This window comes from Dongia sp., from assembly GCF_041909655.1.
Taxonomy (GTDB): Bacteria; Pseudomonadota; Alphaproteobacteria; order Dongiales; family Dongiaceae; genus Dongia.
In genome coordinates this window covers 95,271-111,461 of sequence record NZ_JAYRDA010000003.1, presented here as the reverse complement: position 1 = coordinate 111,461, position 16,191 = coordinate 95,271, and the positions used below count along the sequence as shown (strand labels likewise).

Annotated in this window: 13 protein-coding genes; 3 read left to right on the top strand and 10 right to left on the bottom strand. The window is 63.1% G+C overall.

What is annotated here, in order from left to right:
- Positions 1–6: 6 nt before the first annotated feature.
- Positions 7–336 carry a hypothetical protein gene (locus ACE3PR_RS06700; protein WP_374369531.1) on the bottom strand — a complete coding sequence of 110 codons (330 nt, stop codon included), beginning with the start codon at positions 334–336 and terminating at the stop codon, positions 7–9.
- A 127-nt stretch (positions 337–463) separates the two neighbouring features.
- Here ACE3PR_RS06700 and msrB point away from each other — a divergent pair, with 127 nt between their 5' ends.
- Complete coding sequence (gene msrB / locus ACE3PR_RS06695; protein WP_374369529.1) at positions 464–871, top strand: peptide-methionine (R)-S-oxide reductase MsrB; 408 nt, start codon at positions 464–466, stop codon at positions 869–871.
- 3 nt (positions 872–874) lie between these two features.
- Here msrB and ACE3PR_RS06690 read toward each other — a convergent pair whose 3' ends face one another.
- The gene (locus ACE3PR_RS06690; RefSeq protein ID WP_374369527.1) at positions 875–2,203 is read right to left on the bottom strand and encodes a hypothetical protein; all 1,329 of its coding nucleotides are present in this window, start codon (positions 2,201–2,203) and stop codon (positions 875–877) included.
- Positions 2,204–2,246: 43 nt separating this feature from the next.
- Positions 2,247–3,953 carry a hypothetical protein gene (locus tag ACE3PR_RS06685; RefSeq protein ID WP_374369525.1) on the bottom strand — a complete coding sequence of 569 codons (1,707 nt, stop codon included), beginning with the start codon at positions 3,951–3,953 and terminating at the stop codon, positions 2,247–2,249.
- A 230-nt stretch (positions 3,954–4,183) separates the two neighbouring features.
- Here ACE3PR_RS06685 and ACE3PR_RS06680 point away from each other — a divergent pair, with 230 nt between their 5' ends.
- Both ACE3PR_RS06680 and ACE3PR_RS06675 read left to right on the top strand, forming a co-directional pair.
- Positions 4,184–5,188: a hypothetical protein gene (locus ACE3PR_RS06680; RefSeq protein WP_374369523.1), complete on the top strand. Its 1,005-nt coding sequence runs from the start codon at positions 4,184–4,186 to the stop codon at positions 5,186–5,188.
- A gap of 220 nt (positions 5,189–5,408) precedes the next feature.
- Positions 5,409–6,524 carry a porin gene (locus ACE3PR_RS06675; RefSeq protein ID WP_374369521.1) on the top strand — a complete coding sequence of 372 codons (1,116 nt, stop codon included), beginning with the start codon at positions 5,409–5,411 and terminating at the stop codon, positions 6,522–6,524.
- Here the strand turns inward: ACE3PR_RS06675 and ACE3PR_RS06670 are convergent.
- From ACE3PR_RS06670 to ACE3PR_RS06640, 7 genes are all read right to left on the bottom strand, one after another.
- Positions 6,521–7,798, bottom strand: a complete 1,278-nt coding sequence (locus ACE3PR_RS06670) for an NAD(P)/FAD-dependent oxidoreductase (RefSeq protein WP_374369519.1) — start codon at positions 7,796–7,798, stop codon at positions 6,521–6,523. The two genes, ACE3PR_RS06675 and ACE3PR_RS06670, sit on opposite strands and share 4 nt — an antisense overlap.
- A 90-nt stretch (positions 7,799–7,888) precedes the next feature.
- Entirely contained in the window at positions 7,889–8,617 is a 729-nt protein-coding gene (locus ACE3PR_RS06665; RefSeq protein WP_374369517.1) for an SDR family NAD(P)-dependent oxidoreductase, read from the bottom strand.
- A gap of 123 nt (positions 8,618–8,740) precedes the next feature.
- Positions 8,741–9,754, bottom strand: a complete 1,014-nt coding sequence (locus tag ACE3PR_RS06660) for a cytochrome d ubiquinol oxidase subunit II (protein ID WP_374369515.1) — start codon at positions 9,752–9,754, stop codon at positions 8,741–8,743.
- A 5-nt stretch (positions 9,755–9,759) separates the two neighbouring features.
- Positions 9,760–11,142, bottom strand: coding sequence for a cytochrome ubiquinol oxidase subunit I (locus tag ACE3PR_RS06655; protein WP_374369513.1), 1,383 nt, complete (start codon positions 11,140–11,142; stop codon positions 9,760–9,762).
- A 115-nt stretch (positions 11,143–11,257) separates the two neighbouring features.
- A complete protein-coding gene (locus ACE3PR_RS06650; protein WP_374369511.1) occupies positions 11,258–12,511 on the bottom strand; it encodes an adenylate/guanylate cyclase domain-containing protein in 1,254 nt (417 codons plus the stop codon).
- A gap of 21 nt (positions 12,512–12,532) precedes the next feature.
- Positions 12,533–13,294: a HugZ family protein gene (locus ACE3PR_RS06645; RefSeq protein WP_374369510.1), complete on the bottom strand. Its 762-nt coding sequence runs from the start codon at positions 13,292–13,294 to the stop codon at positions 12,533–12,535.
- A 108-nt stretch (positions 13,295–13,402) separates the two neighbouring features.
- Entirely contained in the window at positions 13,403–15,886 is a 2,484-nt protein-coding gene (locus ACE3PR_RS06640) for a methyl-accepting chemotaxis protein (protein WP_374369508.1), read from the bottom strand.
- Positions 15,887–16,191 lie beyond the last annotated feature (305 nt).

Sequence of the window (16,191 nt, the reverse complement as noted above, 5' to 3'; positions counted from 1 at the left end):
AGCCTGTTACTGCGCTGCCACCGTATGGTCCATCTGCGGCTCGCGATCGATTGCGAAGATCCGGCATTCCTTGCCTTCGCTGCCGGTCTTGCAGCCGTTGAGCGCGGTCTTCAGCGCATCGGCGTCGCAGGCATCGGCACCGCACAGGGTGAAGCCATAGCCGCTGCCATCTTCGGCGACGGCGAAATAGCCGTGATTGTCCGGCCCCAATTGCCCGAGGTAATTGTCATAGGCCGCGGCCGTGCTCGGGCTGAGCTCGATGGAGCCCATTCCCAGCATCGCGCAACCGCCCAGTGAAATCGCCAGCAGCAGGCTGGCCAGGACTTGTCGTGTCATTTCCGCATGCTCCCCGTTTCTCGGCCGAGAAGGTGCCATAAGTACCGCCGGAAGCAAAGCCGGCTTGCGGCCAAGGGTCCGGATGGCCACATTGACATCTGAGACATCACGTATCGGAGTTTCCATCATGTCGAGCAAGGTCTTTCCCGTCACCCGATCCGAGGCCGAATGGCGGGAGCGCCTGACGCCGGAGCAATACCAGGTGATGCGCGGTCATGGCACCGAACGGCCCGGCTCCTGTGCCCTCAATTACGAAAAGCGCGCCGGTACTTTCTCCTGCGCGGGCTGCGATCAGAAGCTGTTCCAGGCCGGGACCAAATTCGAAAGCGGCACCGGTTGGCCCAGCTTCAACGACCCGCTGCCCGGCGCCGTCGAAACCTCGGAGGACCGCAGTCATTTCATGGTGCGGGTCGAAGTGCATTGCAGCCGCTGCGGCAGTCATCTCGGCCACGTCTTCGACGATGGCCCGCCACCCACGCATCTGCGCTATTGCATCAACGGTGTCGCGATGAATTTCGCGCCGGACGCGGAATAGGCGCTAGAGAAGGTCTAGGACCTCTTCATAGAAGCGGTAGGGAACCGGGCTCAAGCTGGTGCGCGGGATCTTCAGCTTGGCCAGCAGGTCGCCCACGGCTCTTTCCGTTTTCACGTCGGGGATGCCGTCGACCGGCACATCGTATTTCGCTTTCTGTAATTCCACTTGCAGCTTCCGCACCACGTCCGGTGCCGGTGCCGCCAGAAAATCTTTGTTGCCGCCATTCGCCGCGCCGACCAGTTGCGCGGCGCCAGCGGCGATCGCGTCGTATTTACCCTCGAGCTTGCTGAGCGTTTCTTCCTTGAATGTGTCGCTGCCGATCGTTGCCGGAATCGCGGCGGCATCGGCGGCCAGGGAACGCGCGGCACTCACCAGTGGATCGTGCCCGGCTGCCGTCTTCGCTTCCGCCGTGCTGCCGAAGCGGCTCTCCAATTGCCGGACCAGATCGGTGGCGCGCTGCGAGAGTTGCAGAGCGCGCGCCAGATGCCGCGTGACATCGGCCTTGGCCGATGTCGTCGGCGTCAGCTTGCCGGCCAGATAGCCGCCATGGCTGAGCAGGATGAGGCCGAGAAGCAGATCGTCGAGTTTCGGAAAGCGGGAAATTGGGAGTGTGCCAGCCAGCACGCTGTGGATACCAACGGCATAGATGACAAGAACGATGCCTGTGATGATCAGCATCTGCACGCGTGGAAAATCGACGATGGTTGCATTGGCGACTTCCTCGCCGCGGACGAGATCGCCGAAACGGGCGCTGGCGGGGCTATCCTTCTTGATAAGCTGGCCCGTCGCTGTGACGCCACCGCCCAGGTTCTGCATTTGGTCGAGTTCGGCGGCCGCACTGGCGACCTGGCCTGGTGCCGCAGCCTGATTCGACTTCAAGCTCAGCGTCAACGGGCTCACGATGACGCTGCCGACGCTGATGCCCAGCAGATAGAGCAGATTCCAGTCGAACAGAATGATCTGTACGTTCTTGTCCGGATTCGTAATCACGCTCGGATCGAAATGCAGATTGGTCAATGCCACGACATAGATGCTGGGCAGCAGCAGAATGGACCACATCGCCATTTGCAGGCGCGACAGGCTGTAGCGGTTGCGCTCGTCGATGACGGCGCCGAGCACGCGACCGTTCACACCGAGACCGAGACAGATAAAGACGCCGGCAAAAGCCAGGATCGCAGCCAGCCAGGCACTGACGCGCATCGAGCCAGTCTGTGCCGCACACCAGATGATCGCAAAGGAACCGGCAAAGCCCAGCAGGGCAAAGAGCAGGCCCAGGACAAGATAGGGCCGCTTGCGGCAGGACGTGATCACCGCGCTCCAGAAACCTGCCATGGCTTCCTCTCCTTGGCTTGACGTGGCGGCCGCTGCCACCGCCTCATATCATGCCGATCACCATCTCCAGCAGCGGCGCCTGTTCGGTGGGTATGGCCGCGGGCGCCGTGCCGTTGACGTCGACCAGGAAATGATAGATCGCCGCCCGCGTGACCGGGCCGAAGCATCCCTCATTGGTCACCGGGAAGCTGGCCCCGGCGATGAGCACATCGGTGACCTTCTGGCTCAGCAGGAAGTCCTGCACCTTCTTGGTCTTCTCGTCGAAACAAGTGGGTCGCGCGGCCGCTGCCGCCCCTGCACCTGCCGCCGCTGTGTCCGCTCCTGCGCCTGCCGCCCCTGCGCCCGCAACTCCTGCACCCGCAGTTCCTGCACCGGCCGACTTGCCGGCCTCGGCGATGCGCAGGGTGACACTCTGCTGCCCATTCGCGGCATCCTTGATGAGGATGCCATAGGTCGCTGGCTTGGCGCCCTTCTTCACCTGGACAGTGATGATGCCCTGGCCGGATTCGATCGCCATCTCGACTTCCTCGGCCGGTGGCTGCGTGCCGTTCCAATTGGCGCGATAGGGCAGCACGCCGCCGCTCACCTGATAGGTGACGATGACCGGCGTGGTACCGGCCGGCGCCGTGACCGAGACGTCGCTGGTCGGTGTCACCGCCATGGTCAGGCCGGCGGCCTTCGTGTCGACCCGGCAGGTCGCCAGCCGCTCGACCGAGGGCGATGCCTCGACGAAGGAAACGATGGCGTCGATCTCGGGCAGGCGCCCCTCGATCTCGTCGGTCAGTTCCTTGATTGCTGTGTCGTGCTTGGCGGAAGTCTGCTTCTCGGCATTGGCCGCGGCAGCATCGGTCGCCGCCTTGCTGGTCGCCGGCGCCTGCGATGCCGTGAATTTCTGCACCAAAGGCGGGAGCGAAGAAGAGAGCGAGGCGGCAAGGGATTCGACTGTCGGGCTGGAGGCGACAATCGCCTGCGCCACCTGGCCTTCGATGAGCCGCAGGGACGAGCGCAATTGCTCGCCGGCACCGTTCATCACGCGGAGCGCGTTCATGCCGGCGGCCAGAGTCTTCTCCGCCCGTTCCAGGGCCGACTGGCCGCGGATCATCGTTTCCGATTGGACATCGCCGTTATCGCCGATGCGCCAGCGCAAGTCCTCGATGAGGGCGGCAAGCGGCCTCAGTTCCGCTTCCTTCGGTGTCTTGTCGTCCACCTTGCCGCCCAATAGCAGCAGCCTGAGACGCGGATAGTCGCGATAGGCGACGATCTGCGGCTGCATCACGTCGAGGGCGCATTGCACGGCCTGGGCGCCGGCGGCATAGATGAATTGTTGCGGCCGGGGATTGATGAAGCTGTTGGCGGTATAGCCGGCGACACCGCCGAGGCCGAGGCCCAGCACCATCGTGGACGGTCCGCCGGTGGCGCCGATCCCGGCCGCGGCCGCGGCCGCGCCGATCAGCAGCAGGCCGATCGACCGGTCCAGCAGGATTAGATCCTCGACCTTGTCGATATACTGGGCGCGGAGCGAATCCGCGAGACGTACGGCATCGGGCAAAGCGCCGGTCGCGTCGAAAGCATCCACCTTGTCTTGTTCCGGCGCGATTTCGGGATGCAGCACGGCGCAGGCGTTCAGGGACAGCATGGCGGCGAGACCCAAAGCCGCGCCCGAGAGCCGTCGCATGCCAAGCGGTTGTTGCTTGCAATGCCGCGATGCCGGCACATTCGCCAGGTTCCGACGTTCCGCGCGATCCAGCATGAATCCGACCTCCGAGCCCGGTTGCCGATGAACGCAATCCTGTACGATCACATCTGCCGTATCGAGGCTGACAAATCGCGGCGTCTTGGCCGCAGCCCGCGCGGGCGCCGGATGTCCGAATTCAACCGCTCGGCGCATCCCTGTCAGGAACGAAACATTTCGATTTTAGTCTTGTCCTCAATAAATGTATAATGGAAAAGTTTCCGTTCCAACACGCTATGGGTGTGGCCATGCTGATCTCGCAGTTTTGGCACGATAAACTGCCCAAGACCGTTGGCTGGTTGAAATCCGACCTGCCGCAACTGGAACAAACCCAGCCGGCCATCTGGAAGGCCTTCTGCGCCACCAGCGAGCTTTCGGCGACGGATGCGAAGAACGCGGTCGATGGCGACGGGCCGACGCTTTGGTTCCTGAAACTGGGCCTGTCGGTCGCCGGCGTGTTCGACAAGAGCATCGGCACGCGCATCGATCTTTCCCGCGACATCGCGGATCGTTTCGAACGCGATCCCGGCAATGCCACGGGACAGGAATTTTTACGCATCGTCGCCTTGCACGAGCTCTGTCACTGGGCGTGGTATCAGAAGAAACGCGAGGATCACGACGAGGCGGGCGAGAAATTCGACGCAGCCATCAAGCAGGAAGGCCACAAGCTCGATTTCTCCTGGCTGAACGGGCCGACGCAGCCGGCACCCGCACCGGCAATCCAGGTGGCCGATCTGCAGAACGCCTTGGCCCGGCCGAACAATCCCTCCCATGTCGGCCAGCCTTTGCCGCAGCTCGGTAAATTCACCAGCGCCAATGTCGCGGCCGGGATGCCGCGTGGCATCCGCAACAACAATCCGGGCAATATCCGGGTGGGCGATCCCTGGCTTGGCCTTGCTGAACCCGCGGAAATGACCGATTTCCAGCGCAATGAGACCGCATTCTGTGTGTTCAAGGAGCCGGAATGGGGATTGCGCGCGATGGCGGTTCTGCTGCGCAATTACCAGATCAAACATGGCTTGCGGACCATCCGCCAGATGATCGCGCGCTGGGCCCCGGCCTCGGACAATAACGACACGAATGGTTATGCCGCCTTTGTGGCCGGCAAGCTGAACAGAAGCCCCGACGATGCTGTCGATACGCAGAACACCGCTGATCTCATTCCCATGATGCACGCCATGGTGCGGCGGGAAAATGGCATGGCACCCTATGGCCAGTCCCAGTACCAGGCGGCGATTGCCCTGGCCAACTGAGGCCGCCCAATATCAGGGTGTCTGATAACAATCATTAACGCCATTTTGTTGCGCGGCTTCGCTGTTCCGCGCGAGGTTTCTGTTGGACGCGACAACAATCAGGCCGAAGATATGGGCATCGGATGCGGTCGTCCAGAAGCATGCGCAATCTCGCCGCGTCGCGTGATGGCAAGGCGCCGGGCCCAAGGGCGCGGCCAGGGGAAACGTCGGGGCATTCGGGATGAAAAAGATTCTGCTGGGCAGTTCCGCCCTCATCGGTGTTCATATCGCGCTGGCGCCAGCTCTGGCGTCGGACGGCGTGAAGCTCAGCCTCGGCGGCAATATCCGGAGCGCGTTCGGTGTTGCCTTCGATGATGACGGTGCCGGCGAGGCAGGCGACGACATCAACGCCACCGGCGTCGGCACGGACGCCGAGATCCATTTCATGGGCCGGGTGAAGCTGGATAACGGCGTCACCGTGGGCGCGCAGCTTGAGCTCGAAGGTGGCGATGAGAACCGCGACCAATTCGATCAGGCCTATTCCTTCTTCAACGGCGGCTTCGGTGAATTCCGTCTCGGCTTGGTCGATGGCGCCGCCGGTAACAAATTCATGCTGCCGCCCGGATCGACGGCGAATTTCGGTCCCTATTCGCCCAATACAACGGGTGCCGCGCTGACGCCCGGTTTGTTCGATCCCGAGAACACCATCACCGTCCGAGATAAGCCGGCCAAGCTGGTCTATTATTCGCCGGTCTGGAGCGGTTTTGCCTTTGGCGTCTCCTTCACGCCGAACGATGACGAGAAAGCCTATAACGACGGCGACAATACCGACGGTATCTGGCGCCCGGACCGCGCCGGCGGCTCGGCCAGCAACAATGCCGGTCTCGCCCTTCATTACGATCACGACGGCGAGGATTGGGGCCTTGCCCTGGGGGCTGCCGCCTATTGGGAGGGCGACGTCAACGCGACCACGCCGGAAGAAACCGAACAGGCCGGTTACAATGCCGGTGCCAATCTGCGTCTCGGTGCCTGGGAGGTCGGTGTCGCCGGCACCTATTTCACCGATGGCAATGGCCGCGGCGAAGACATCTGGATGGTCGGCACGGGTCTCACCTACAGCCTCGAGGCCTGGACCTTTGGCGGCGGCTGGGCTCATGTGGTGAGCGAGGTCGATGGCTTCAGCGATCACGATCTCATCGACCGCGCCGGCTTCACGCTGAACTACGCGATGGGGCCGGGCATCGATATCGATGCCGGCACCTTCTACACCTGGGGCGAGGCGGCCGATGATGCCGACGATCCCACCGACGAATACGATGCAATCGAATTCTCGGTCGGCTCGTCGATCCGGTTCTAGCGCTCGCGCCACCAATCCATGAGCTGCAGCGACCAATAGGTGGCCTGCACGGCGGCTTTGCCGAAAGGCCCGCCGTTCCAATCGAGCCCGAAGGGGGCGAAGCGGCGATAGCGGTCGCTTGTCCCCAGGATCGCTTCGGCGATGACGCGACCGCCGATCGCCGTCGTGTTCATGCCGTGGCCGCCGAAGGCGGTGCAATACCAGAGGCCTTCTTCAAGGCACCCGATCTGCGGCATCAGATGCCGGGCGTAAGACATGAGCCCGGACCAGGCGAGCTCGACCTTCACGTCTTTCAATTGCGGATAAGTGCCGACCATCTGCCGCCGCAGGATGGCGGCGATGTCGCGTGGATCACGCCGCCGCGTGGTGATGCGCCCGCCCCAAAGAATCCGGTCTCCCTCGACCAGGCGATAATAATCGCCGGCGCGGCGATCATCGGCGATGGCGGCCGGCGTACGGATCGTCGCCGTGGCGAGATCGCCCAGCTTCTCGGTCAGCAGCACATAAGTGGCGATGGGCAGAAACGCGCGCTTCAGTTTCGGCGCGATATTGTCGGTATAGCCGCCACCGGCAAAGACGACGTGCCGGGCGCTGACGCGACCAAGCGCTGTCGTCACAAAATGCGCGCCGGCATCCCTGTCAACCGATTGCGCTGGGCTCTCCTCGGCGATGATTCCACCCCGCGCCACAATCTTCGCGGCCAGCATCTGGGCGTAGTTCAGCGGATGGAAATGACAGGCCTCGGGATCGAACAGAGCCTGGAAATAACGCGGGCTGGCGAGACGCTGCTGCACCGCGCTGCGATCCAGGAACGCGATCTTCCTGCCGAAGCGCGTATTCTCCTCGTCGCGGTAAGGTTTGAGCGTATCGCCGCTGTCATAGCGCGTGACATGGAGCAGTCCGGCACTGGGATGGGCGCCGGCGATTTGCCATTCCCCGAGGCGCGACCGCACGATATCGACACCCTCGATCGACATCCGATAGAGCGCATCGGCATCGTCGCGCCCGACCACAGCTTCGATCCTGTCGAGGCCGGTCGAATAGCCGGGGGTCAGGAACCCGCCATTGCGGCCCGAAGCCCCCCAGGCGATGCGGTGTGCCTCTAGCAAAACGACTTTCCGGCCGGCTTGCGCGAGATCGAAGGCGGCGCTCAACCCGGCCAATCCGCCACCGATGATACAGACATCCGCCGCGACATTGCCATGGAGCGGCGGATAGGCGATGTCCTGGGCAAGCGTGCGGCGATAATAGGTATCGATATAGGGCGTGGTCACGATGGGGAATTCTCGAAATGCGGTGGTGCCCTGCCTTAGCACACCGCTTCTTTCCTGGCGAATGGGCAAGGCGCCGGGATTCCGCGCGGTCTAGCCCTTGCCGATCAAGGCGCTGCGCCCGCCATCGATGCCGATCACCTGGCCGGTGATCCAGCCGGATTCCGGCGACAGCAACAGCATACCCATGGCGGCGAGATCCTCCGCCGCCCCGATGCGCTGCAAGGGATGCAGGGCGGCGATCGCCTGCGCCATCTGCTCGTTGCCGGTGAGGGCGCAGGCGAGCGGTGTCCTGACCAGCGAGGGGGCGAGGCAATTCACGCGGATGCGCGGTGCCAGTTCCGCGGCCAGCGACCGCGTCAGTGCCTCGATCGCCCCTTTCGCCATGGCGATCGAAACATGGTTGGGGAAACCCTGCGCCACCGCGACGCTGGAATAGAGCAGGATCGCGGCACCTTTATCCGCCGATTTGAGGCCGGGAAGGGCTGCCTGTACGGCCAGCGCGGCGCCCAGCGCATTCAGCTGGTAATCGGCCATCATCTCGGCGGCGGTAAGGCGCGGCAGCGGCTTCAGAGTGATCGAGCCCACGGCATAGGCGAGGCCGTCAACGGGCCCCTCCATTGCGGCGATGGCGGTGGCAATGGTGGCGGGATCCGTCACGTCGCAAACGGCGTGGCTGGCACCGAGTTCGGCGGCCAGTGTTTCCAGCCTTGCCGCATCGCGGGCGATGAGATGCAGCCTGCGGCCGGCAGCGGCAAGCCGTCGCGCCAAAGCGGCGCCAATCCCGCCGGTCCCGCCCAGAATGATCGTTGTCCCGTCCATGATCCCACCGTCTTTGCTTCTCCGGGCTTCTTACGCAGCGGCCGGTGAGGTGGTTCAGAGGCCCCGCAGCATCCCAAAAATGCTGCGCAACAAATGTGTTGTTTCAAATGGTTAGAAAGAGGCTCAATCGTAGCTGAGGGGCGTCGCCTTGCCGCGGAAGACACGATAGGAGAGGGCCGAATAACCCAGGATCGCGGGCAGCACGAAAAGCGCGCCGGCCAGGATGATGAGCAGGCTCTCCGGGGCCGCCGCTGCCTCGAACAGGGTGAGACGGTCGGGGACGACGAAGGGATAGAAGGAATAGGCGAGACCGGCGAAGGCGAGGATGAAAAGACCGGTCACCGCGATGAAGGGCAGGTGCCGCAAGCGGTCGGTGGGATCCGGCAGGCGCCGGAGCAGCAGGAAGAGGGCAATGAAGATCGCCGCCGAGCCGAGGGGCAAGGGGGCGAGCCACAGGATCTCGAACCCGCCGAACCATTTTTCGAAGATACGGGCGCTGACGAAGGGGGAGGCCAGCGAGATCGCCGCCATGCCGATCGCGGCGAAGATCAGGCTGCGCCGCGCCCAGGCGACGGCTCGGCGCTGCAAGGGGCCTTCCATCTTGATGATGAGCCAGGTGGCACCCACCAGCATATAGCCGGCCACCATGCAGATCGCAGTCAAGAGGCCGAAGGCGATGGTGGCCGGGCTCTGTTCCAGACCCATCACATAGATACCCAGCATGTAGCCCTGGGTCAGGGCGGTCGCCAGCGAGCCGCCGATGAAGACGCGGCTCCAGCGGCGTTTCGCTAGGCCATCGGATTTGGCGCGGAACTCGAAGGCAACGCCGCGCAGGATCAGGCCGATCAGCATCAGGGCGACCGGCAGATAAAGCGTCGAAAGAATGACGCCGTGGGCGATGGGAAACGCCACCAGCAGCAGGCCCACCGCCAGCACCAGCCAGGTCTCGTTGGCATCCCAGAAGGGGCCGATTGAGGCCATCATGCGGTCCTGCTCGGTCTCGTCGCCAAGCGCGAAGAGCATGCCGATGCCGAGATCGAAACCATCAAGCACGACATAGACCAGGATCGAAATACCCATGAGGCCGGCAAAGGTCAAAGGCAGCCAGATGGTCGGATCGCCGAAGAGTGTCAGCATGGTTTCTACTCCGCCGCCGCGAAAGCGCCGGCCTCGACCTTTTGGCCGGGCGCGGGCTTGTCGCCCTTGGCGGCCTTGTAGGCAAGTCTGGTGAGGACGAACATATAGGCCGTGATCAGCGTCGCGTAGACGATGAGATAGAGGCCGAGGCTGAGGCCGATCATCGGCGCCGGTACATCGCTGGCCGCCTCCGCCGTCTTCAGGATGCCGGTGACGAGATAAGGCTGGCGGCCGATCTCGGTCACATACCAGCCGGCCAAGGTCGCCACCCAGCCCGAGAAGGTCATTGCCGCGAAGGTAAGGATCAGGGGCCGCGGCAGATCGCGTTTCCGCAGCAGGATGAAGGCGCCCAGCCAGGAGACCGCGAGCATCAGCAGGCCCAGACCCACCATGATACGGAAGGCGAAGAAGAGCGGTGCCACCGGCGGATGCGCGCCGACATAATCGTTGAGGCCGGGCACGACACCTTGTGCCTCGTGGCGCAGGATCAGGCTGGCACCGTCCGGCACGGCGATCTCAAGCTTGTTGCTGCGTGTCGCCTCGTCGGGCCAGGCGAAGAGGATCAGCGGCACATTGGGCCCCGTCTCCCAATTCGCCTCCATCGCCGCTACCTTCTGCGGCTGATGCTCCAGCGTGTTGAGGCCGTGAAGATCGCCGGCAAGGATCTGCAGCGGGATGAGGATCGCCGCCGTGAACACGCCGGCCTTCAACGCCACGCGAAGATCACGCCCGCGATCGCCCCAATACCAGCGCAAGGCGGAAAGACCCGCCATGAGGAAACTCACGGTGAGGCCGGAGGCCAGCAGCATATGGACCAGGCGATAGGGGAAGGAGGGGTTGAAGATGATCGCCACCCAATCCACCGCATGGGCGACACCGTCGCGCATCTCGTAACCCGCCGGCGTATGCATCCAGGAATTCAGCGCCAGAATCCAGAAGGCCGAGGCCGTGGTTCCGCCCGCCACCAGCACGGTCGCCAGGGTATGCAGCCAATTGGGCACGCGGCGATAACCGAACAGCATGATGCCGAGGAACACAGCTTCCAGGAAAAACGCGGTCATCACTTCATAGGCCAGAAGCGGCCCGGCGATGTTGCCGACCTTCTCCATGAAGCCCGGCCAATTGGTGCCGAACTGGAAGCTCATGGTGATGCCGGATACCACACCCATGGCAAAGGACAGGGCGAAGACCTTGACCCAGAAGCGATAGGCCGACATCCAATGCGACCCATCTTCGCCTGCGGCCTTGGCGCGGTCATGCATCAGCTTGAAAAAGAGCAGCGCCCAGCCGAGGGCAATGGTGATGGTGGGGAAGAGAATGTGGAACGAAATGTTCGCGGCAAATTGAATGCGCGCGAGAAGCAGGGCTTCGGCCGTCGCTGTGTCCATAAGACCGCTCCTTCCGCGCTCACCTGAGCGCCGGATCTGGCGTGGCTAAATCTGGAATTAGAATAACAATCATCTACGTCGAAACGAAGACGGCATTTGGCCGCATTGCGGCCGATCAGCGCGGCGCGAACAAGGCGATCGGATCGGCGATACCGCGCACCTGCCGTATGCCCACGGCCAGCATCTCATTCTCCACGGCCGCGGCGAAATCGCCCGACGCCAGGATCGGCATTGCCAATTCCTTGGTGAGGTCCTGAATGCGGCTGGCTTCGTTGACGGCGGGGCCGATCACGGTGAAATCGAGCCGTGTCTTGGTGCCGATATTGCCGAAGGCGACGGTGCCGATATGAAGGCCGATGCCGAAATCGATCGGCTTCTGCCCCTCTTGCGCAAGTTCGACGTTGAGGGCTGCCAGATTGACTCGTGCGCCGCGGGCGGCATCGAGGGCGCGGCGGCAGATGCCCGCATGATCGTTGCCAATGAGCGGAAAGACAGCCAGCAAGCCATCGCCCATGAATTTCAGTATTTGGCCATCCTGCGCTTCAATGGCATTGCCCAGGGTATCGAAATAGCGGTTGAGCAAAGCGACCAGGGCATTCTCGCCGATCCGGCCGCTCAGCGCCGTGAAGCCGCGAAGATCGGCGACGAGGATCGCTGCCTCGATGGGGTCGATGGCGCCACGTTCGATCTGTCCGGCATAAACGCGCTTGCCAGCAATTTTGCCGACATAGGAATCCAGCAAATCGATGGCGATGAGGCGCAAGGCGACGCGCTCGGCAAAGGGTGTCATCAGCCAGGCAATCCGGCGCAGCAGTAGGAGACCGTCCTCACCGCCGCCGAGTGCCGCGAAACCGCCCGGGCGACGTGTCGCAAAGGACATGGTGGTGGTGCGGCTGGCATCCTGTATGGGCAGCGGGAAGAGAATGTAATCGGTCACACCCTGTTCGTGCAGGCTGCGGATCAATTGCATGTCGGGGACCGGTTCTCCCGCACGCCAGCGCCAGGGCCGGTTGGTCTGCTCGGCCTCGTAGACAGGTGATTTCAGATAATCCTCGAAGGTCAGGATGGCGGCGCGCATGATCTGCGTTTGCTCGATGACGCCATCGCGCCAATAGAGCGTGCCGCCGGAAAGTTCCGGATGCAGCACTTCAAAGGCAACCGAGATTCGCGCGAAGGGTCCCAGCCAATCGTTCAGGCGATCGCAAAAGCGCGCGAAAAAATCGCCATAGGGCAGCGCGCAGATATTATTGTCCGGCGATCCGTCAGCGCGCTTTCCCGTATCGCCGAGCGCCGCTTCCCCTGCCCAGGCGGCCAATTGGCCGAAAGCGGCGGCATATTCGGCCGGCAGCATGGTTTCGTCGTCGCTCATGACGGAAGAATAGCGGGCGGCTCAGATCCTGGCCAGAGCGGCGCGAAGCTCGTTCGGTGTGCAGATTCTGCCGTCAAAATTGAACCGACCGGTTTCATCGCCGTCGATGAGATCGATACCGTCTGGATCGATGCCGATGATCTTCCACTTGCCCGGATTGAGGCCTGCCGCGCGTGTCAGACGTTCGATCGCCGGCGCATCGGTATTGAGGGCGGCGATTTCCTCTGCCTCGGCAGCGATCAGAGATTGCGCGTCGCCGAGATCTGTCACGAGATCGGCGGGCACGAGCTGTGCGGCATTGCGGCCGGGCCCTGCACCCAGATGGACACCCTCGAGCGTGACCCGGAACATGCGGGCATCGGGCAGCGCAAGATAGAGCTTGCCCTTGGGATGCCGCCGCAAGTAGCGCTGTTGCGCCGCTTCGAGATTGTCCTCGATCAGGCTGGCGCGGCCGACCAGGCCGAGGCGTGGCTGCGCCAGCGCATCGCCCTTGCCAAGATCGGCCAGCGTCAGGGCGACACGGCTGTCGGCGAGGATATTGCGGCTGTGCACCGCCAGCAGGGCGGCAAAGAAGATCGGCGTACCGTCGTAACCGGTCGCGATATTGGTGACCGAGCCGAAGGGATAGCCGCTGCCAGAATCGAGTGTCGAGAGCACCGCCGCCCGCGCCTTGCGCAGGATGTCCCGCGCCAGGCCTTTGGCATCGAAGGCAATGCCGGCCCCTTCGGGAAGTTCGCGCCCGCGCGGCGTGATAACCGGCTGTCTGTCGACGGGTGTTGGCATACCAGGCTCCTTTGGAGAGGGCTTGGCTCGCAAGCTGGCTCAGCCTTGACCGGAATCCCGTATAGACGAGTTCCCGGGCGCCGCAAAGAACCGAAATCGTCGCTGGCTTTACGACAGTTTGAGGGCCATCCGGACGGCGCCCCAATGCCGGTTGCTCACTTTGATCGGCGCATCGATTTCCTTGAGGACGACGAATTTGCCGCCGCCCATATCACGGGCATAGGTCTGGACGAGGAGATTGGTGGCGCGGCCGGCCAGCGTGCCGGCACGGTCGCTGAAGACGCGGCGGTTGCGGGCATTGGCGGTATTCCACACGGTCTCGCCCGGTTTCTGCGGATGCGAATATTTCTTGTTATGGGCGGCGATATGGCCCTTGCGATCGGTGACGCAGCAGAAGACGATTTTGGGGTCGTGGCCGAGCGCCGCTTCGATAATCGGCGGGAACAGGCGCTCGACCAGCAGGGTGTGTTTCGACATGACCTGTTGCGGGTCGGTTCCGATGATCGGCTCGTATTCAGTATCGAAGAGATCGTCGACGCTGATCTCGTGCGCCTCGATAGTATGGCTGAGCGCCTCGGTTGCCTGTTTGGCGACATCGGCGGCCAATTCCATGAAAGGCTGGTCCTCTTTGCCGACGGATTCCAGCTTCCGCTCAAGCGCTGCGAGCGCCTCCGTGCCGGGCTCGATGAACTGGATATGGACACCCAGCGGATCCTGCGCGGTCAGCTTGGCCCGGAAGCGGCCCACATCCTTGAGTTCACAGCTCCCCTCACCCGGCTTCAGCGCGACATTGCCATCGGCAATCACCAGGACGCCGCTGGCCGAAACATCGCCGGTAAATCCGGTGACCACCTGGCCGCCGAACTCGCCCCTGAAAGCGATCGCCGCGGTGCGCCGCGGTGCACCACCGCGACCGCCGCCAATCGATGAACGCAGAATCACATAGAGACGCTGTTGCAGGGCGCCGATGTCGCGATTGACCAGGGCCGACAATTCATTGACCTGCTTGGCCGTCGCTCCGGTCGCCTCGACACCTTCCAGCATGCGCTCGACATTCTCGGCGACGGACCGCGTCGATTGCGCCGCCTGACCGGCACTCTGCATGATCTCGGCAGTGGCCGCGCGCTGTTCCTCGGCCGCCCGGGCGACTTCGATGGTGACGGCGTCGATGTCGCGGATGCCGCCGGCGACGGAAGTGACAACATCAACCGCTTCTCCGGTCGAGCGGGTGATTTCTTCCGCCTGGGTGCTGACCTCGCTGATGCCTTCTTCGGTCTGGCGGGCAAGACTCTTCACCTCATCGGCGACGACGGCAAAGCCGCGGCCAAGCTCGCCGGCCCGCGCGGCCTCGATGGTGGCGTTCAAGGCCAGCATGCGCGTGCGGGCGGCGATGTCCTGGATCATGGTCACGACATTGCCGATACTGCCCGCCGTCTCGGCAAGGCCGGTCACTTGAGTATTGGCCTTTTCGGCGCCTTCGCGCGCCTTTGCTGCCAGTTTCGATGAATTGTCGATCTGACTCGAAATCGCGCGACTGGACGCTTCCAATTCTTCGGTGGCGCTGGCGACGGTCTCGACGCTGCGATTGGTCTCGTGAACCAGCGCGCTCACCTCACGCGCCATGTTGTCGAGATTGATCGCGACCTGGGTAAGATGCGCTGCGTTGTCGGAAAGCTTGGTTGCCTGGGCCGAAATATCGCCCACGGTCTCGCGGACTTCGTTCTCCAGCGTCTCGGTCAAGGCCAGCATCTCGCGCTTCAGCTCTTCGTCGCTGCGCTTGCGCTCGGCCTCCTGCTGCCGCCGCAAGGTATCATTCTCGCGAGCATTGTCGCGGAAGATTTGCACCGCCTGCGCCATCTCGCCGATCTCGTCCCGGCGTCCGGTCGAGGGAATCTCGATGTCGCGATTGCCAGCGGCGAGCGCCGTCATCACGCCGGTCATGCGGATGATCGGGCGGATGATGCCCAGCGCAATGGCGACGGTACCGCCCACCACCAGGATCAGCACGCCGATGCTGACAGCCCAATTGATCATCAGGAAATCGCGGTCTGCCGCCGCCGCGCGTTGTTCCACCTCCAGATTGGCGGCGGTGGCGTCGGCGACGATCCGGTCGACGACCTTGCGGTGGGCGAGATAGGCCGCCGTGACTCCCTGATAGGCCGCGTCGATCGCGGCTGAGTCTGCGCTTTCGATGGCTGGCAGCAGCCGGTCGACGGAAGCGAAGAATTTCATCACCTCGGCATGGCTGTCTTCGGTCAGCACGCGCCGAATGCTAGGATTATAATCTGCCGTCAGCCAGAATCCGTGGCGCTGGTCGTAATCCTTGCGCAATTGCACCAGGCGATCTCGACGTTCTGCCAGTTGCTCCGGGTTGTCGACCGCGAGCGTCGCTTCCAGATAGGACTCGATCACATAAGCGGGTGGCGGCAGCACATCGGCAATGAGGTCCTTGCCGAGTACGATCTGGCGATAGAGCGGGCCGCCGACCTTCAATTCGTTAAGCGCCAGCCAGCTGGTGCCAAAGACAGCCGCGAAACCCGCCGCAATCAGCACGCCGAACAGAATGACCGCCTTGGCTAGACTTAACCGCATCTGCATCATCCGTCATGCCGGGGAAAAGATTGACGCATTACAATTCAAACAAGCATATCGCTCGCGGGCTTAATGCTGGGTTAAGCGGGCGGGATCGGGAATACCGACCATCGTCGTAGTGCAGGTGCACACAAATCATGTGCAGCCGCGTCCCCGGATGCGGCGATCCGGCAAGTCTGATCGATTTTATCCATCACCGCGTACGGGACTATCAATTTCACGCCCCCGGTCGATGGGCGCATGATGATCCCCAAGATGCTCAGTTTAATTGCCCGCCCCCGAAAATGTTGCCAACGAGAATAGCA

What these genes read in the sequence shown, in the direction of transcription:
- ACE3PR_RS06660 (WP_374369515.1), bottom strand. Translation starts at nt 9,754, where the DNA reads ATGCTGACACTCTTCGGCGATCCGACCATCTGGCTGCCTTTGACCTTT.
- ACE3PR_RS06700 (WP_374369531.1), bottom strand. Translation starts at nt 336, where the DNA reads ATGACACGACAAGTCCTGGCCAGCCTGCTGCTGGCGATTTCACTGGGC.
- ACE3PR_RS06680 (WP_374369523.1), top strand. Translation starts at nt 4,184, where the DNA reads ATGCTGATCTCGCAGTTTTGGCACGATAAACTGCCCAAGACCGTTGGC.
- ACE3PR_RS06640 (WP_374369508.1), bottom strand. Translation starts at nt 15,886, where the DNA reads ATGCGGTTAAGTCTAGCCAAGGCGGTCATTCTGTTCGGCGTGCTGATT.
- ACE3PR_RS06655 (WP_374369513.1), bottom strand. Translation starts at nt 11,142, where the DNA reads ATGGACACAGCGACGGCCGAAGCCCTGCTTCTCGCGCGCATTCAATTT.
- ACE3PR_RS06690 (WP_374369527.1), bottom strand. Translation starts at nt 2,203, where the DNA reads ATGGCAGGTTTCTGGAGCGCGGTGATCACGTCCTGCCGCAAGCGGCCC.
- ACE3PR_RS06685 (WP_374369525.1), bottom strand. Translation starts at nt 3,953, where the DNA reads ATGCTGGATCGCGCGGAACGTCGGAACCTGGCGAATGTGCCGGCATCG.
- ACE3PR_RS06665 (WP_374369517.1), bottom strand. Translation starts at nt 8,617, where the DNA reads ATGGACGGGACAACGATCATTCTGGGCGGGACCGGCGGGATTGGCGCC.
- ACE3PR_RS06675 (WP_374369521.1), top strand. Translation starts at nt 5,409, where the DNA reads ATGAAAAAGATTCTGCTGGGCAGTTCCGCCCTCATCGGTGTTCATATC.
- ACE3PR_RS06650 (WP_374369511.1), bottom strand. Translation starts at nt 12,511, where the DNA reads ATGAGCGACGACGAAACCATGCTGCCGGCCGAATATGCCGCCGCTTTC.
- ACE3PR_RS06645 (WP_374369510.1), bottom strand. Translation starts at nt 13,294, where the DNA reads ATGCCAACACCCGTCGACAGACAGCCGGTTATCACGCCGCGCGGGCGC.
- msrB (WP_374369529.1), top strand. Translation starts at nt 464, where the DNA reads ATGTCGAGCAAGGTCTTTCCCGTCACCCGATCCGAGGCCGAATGGCGG.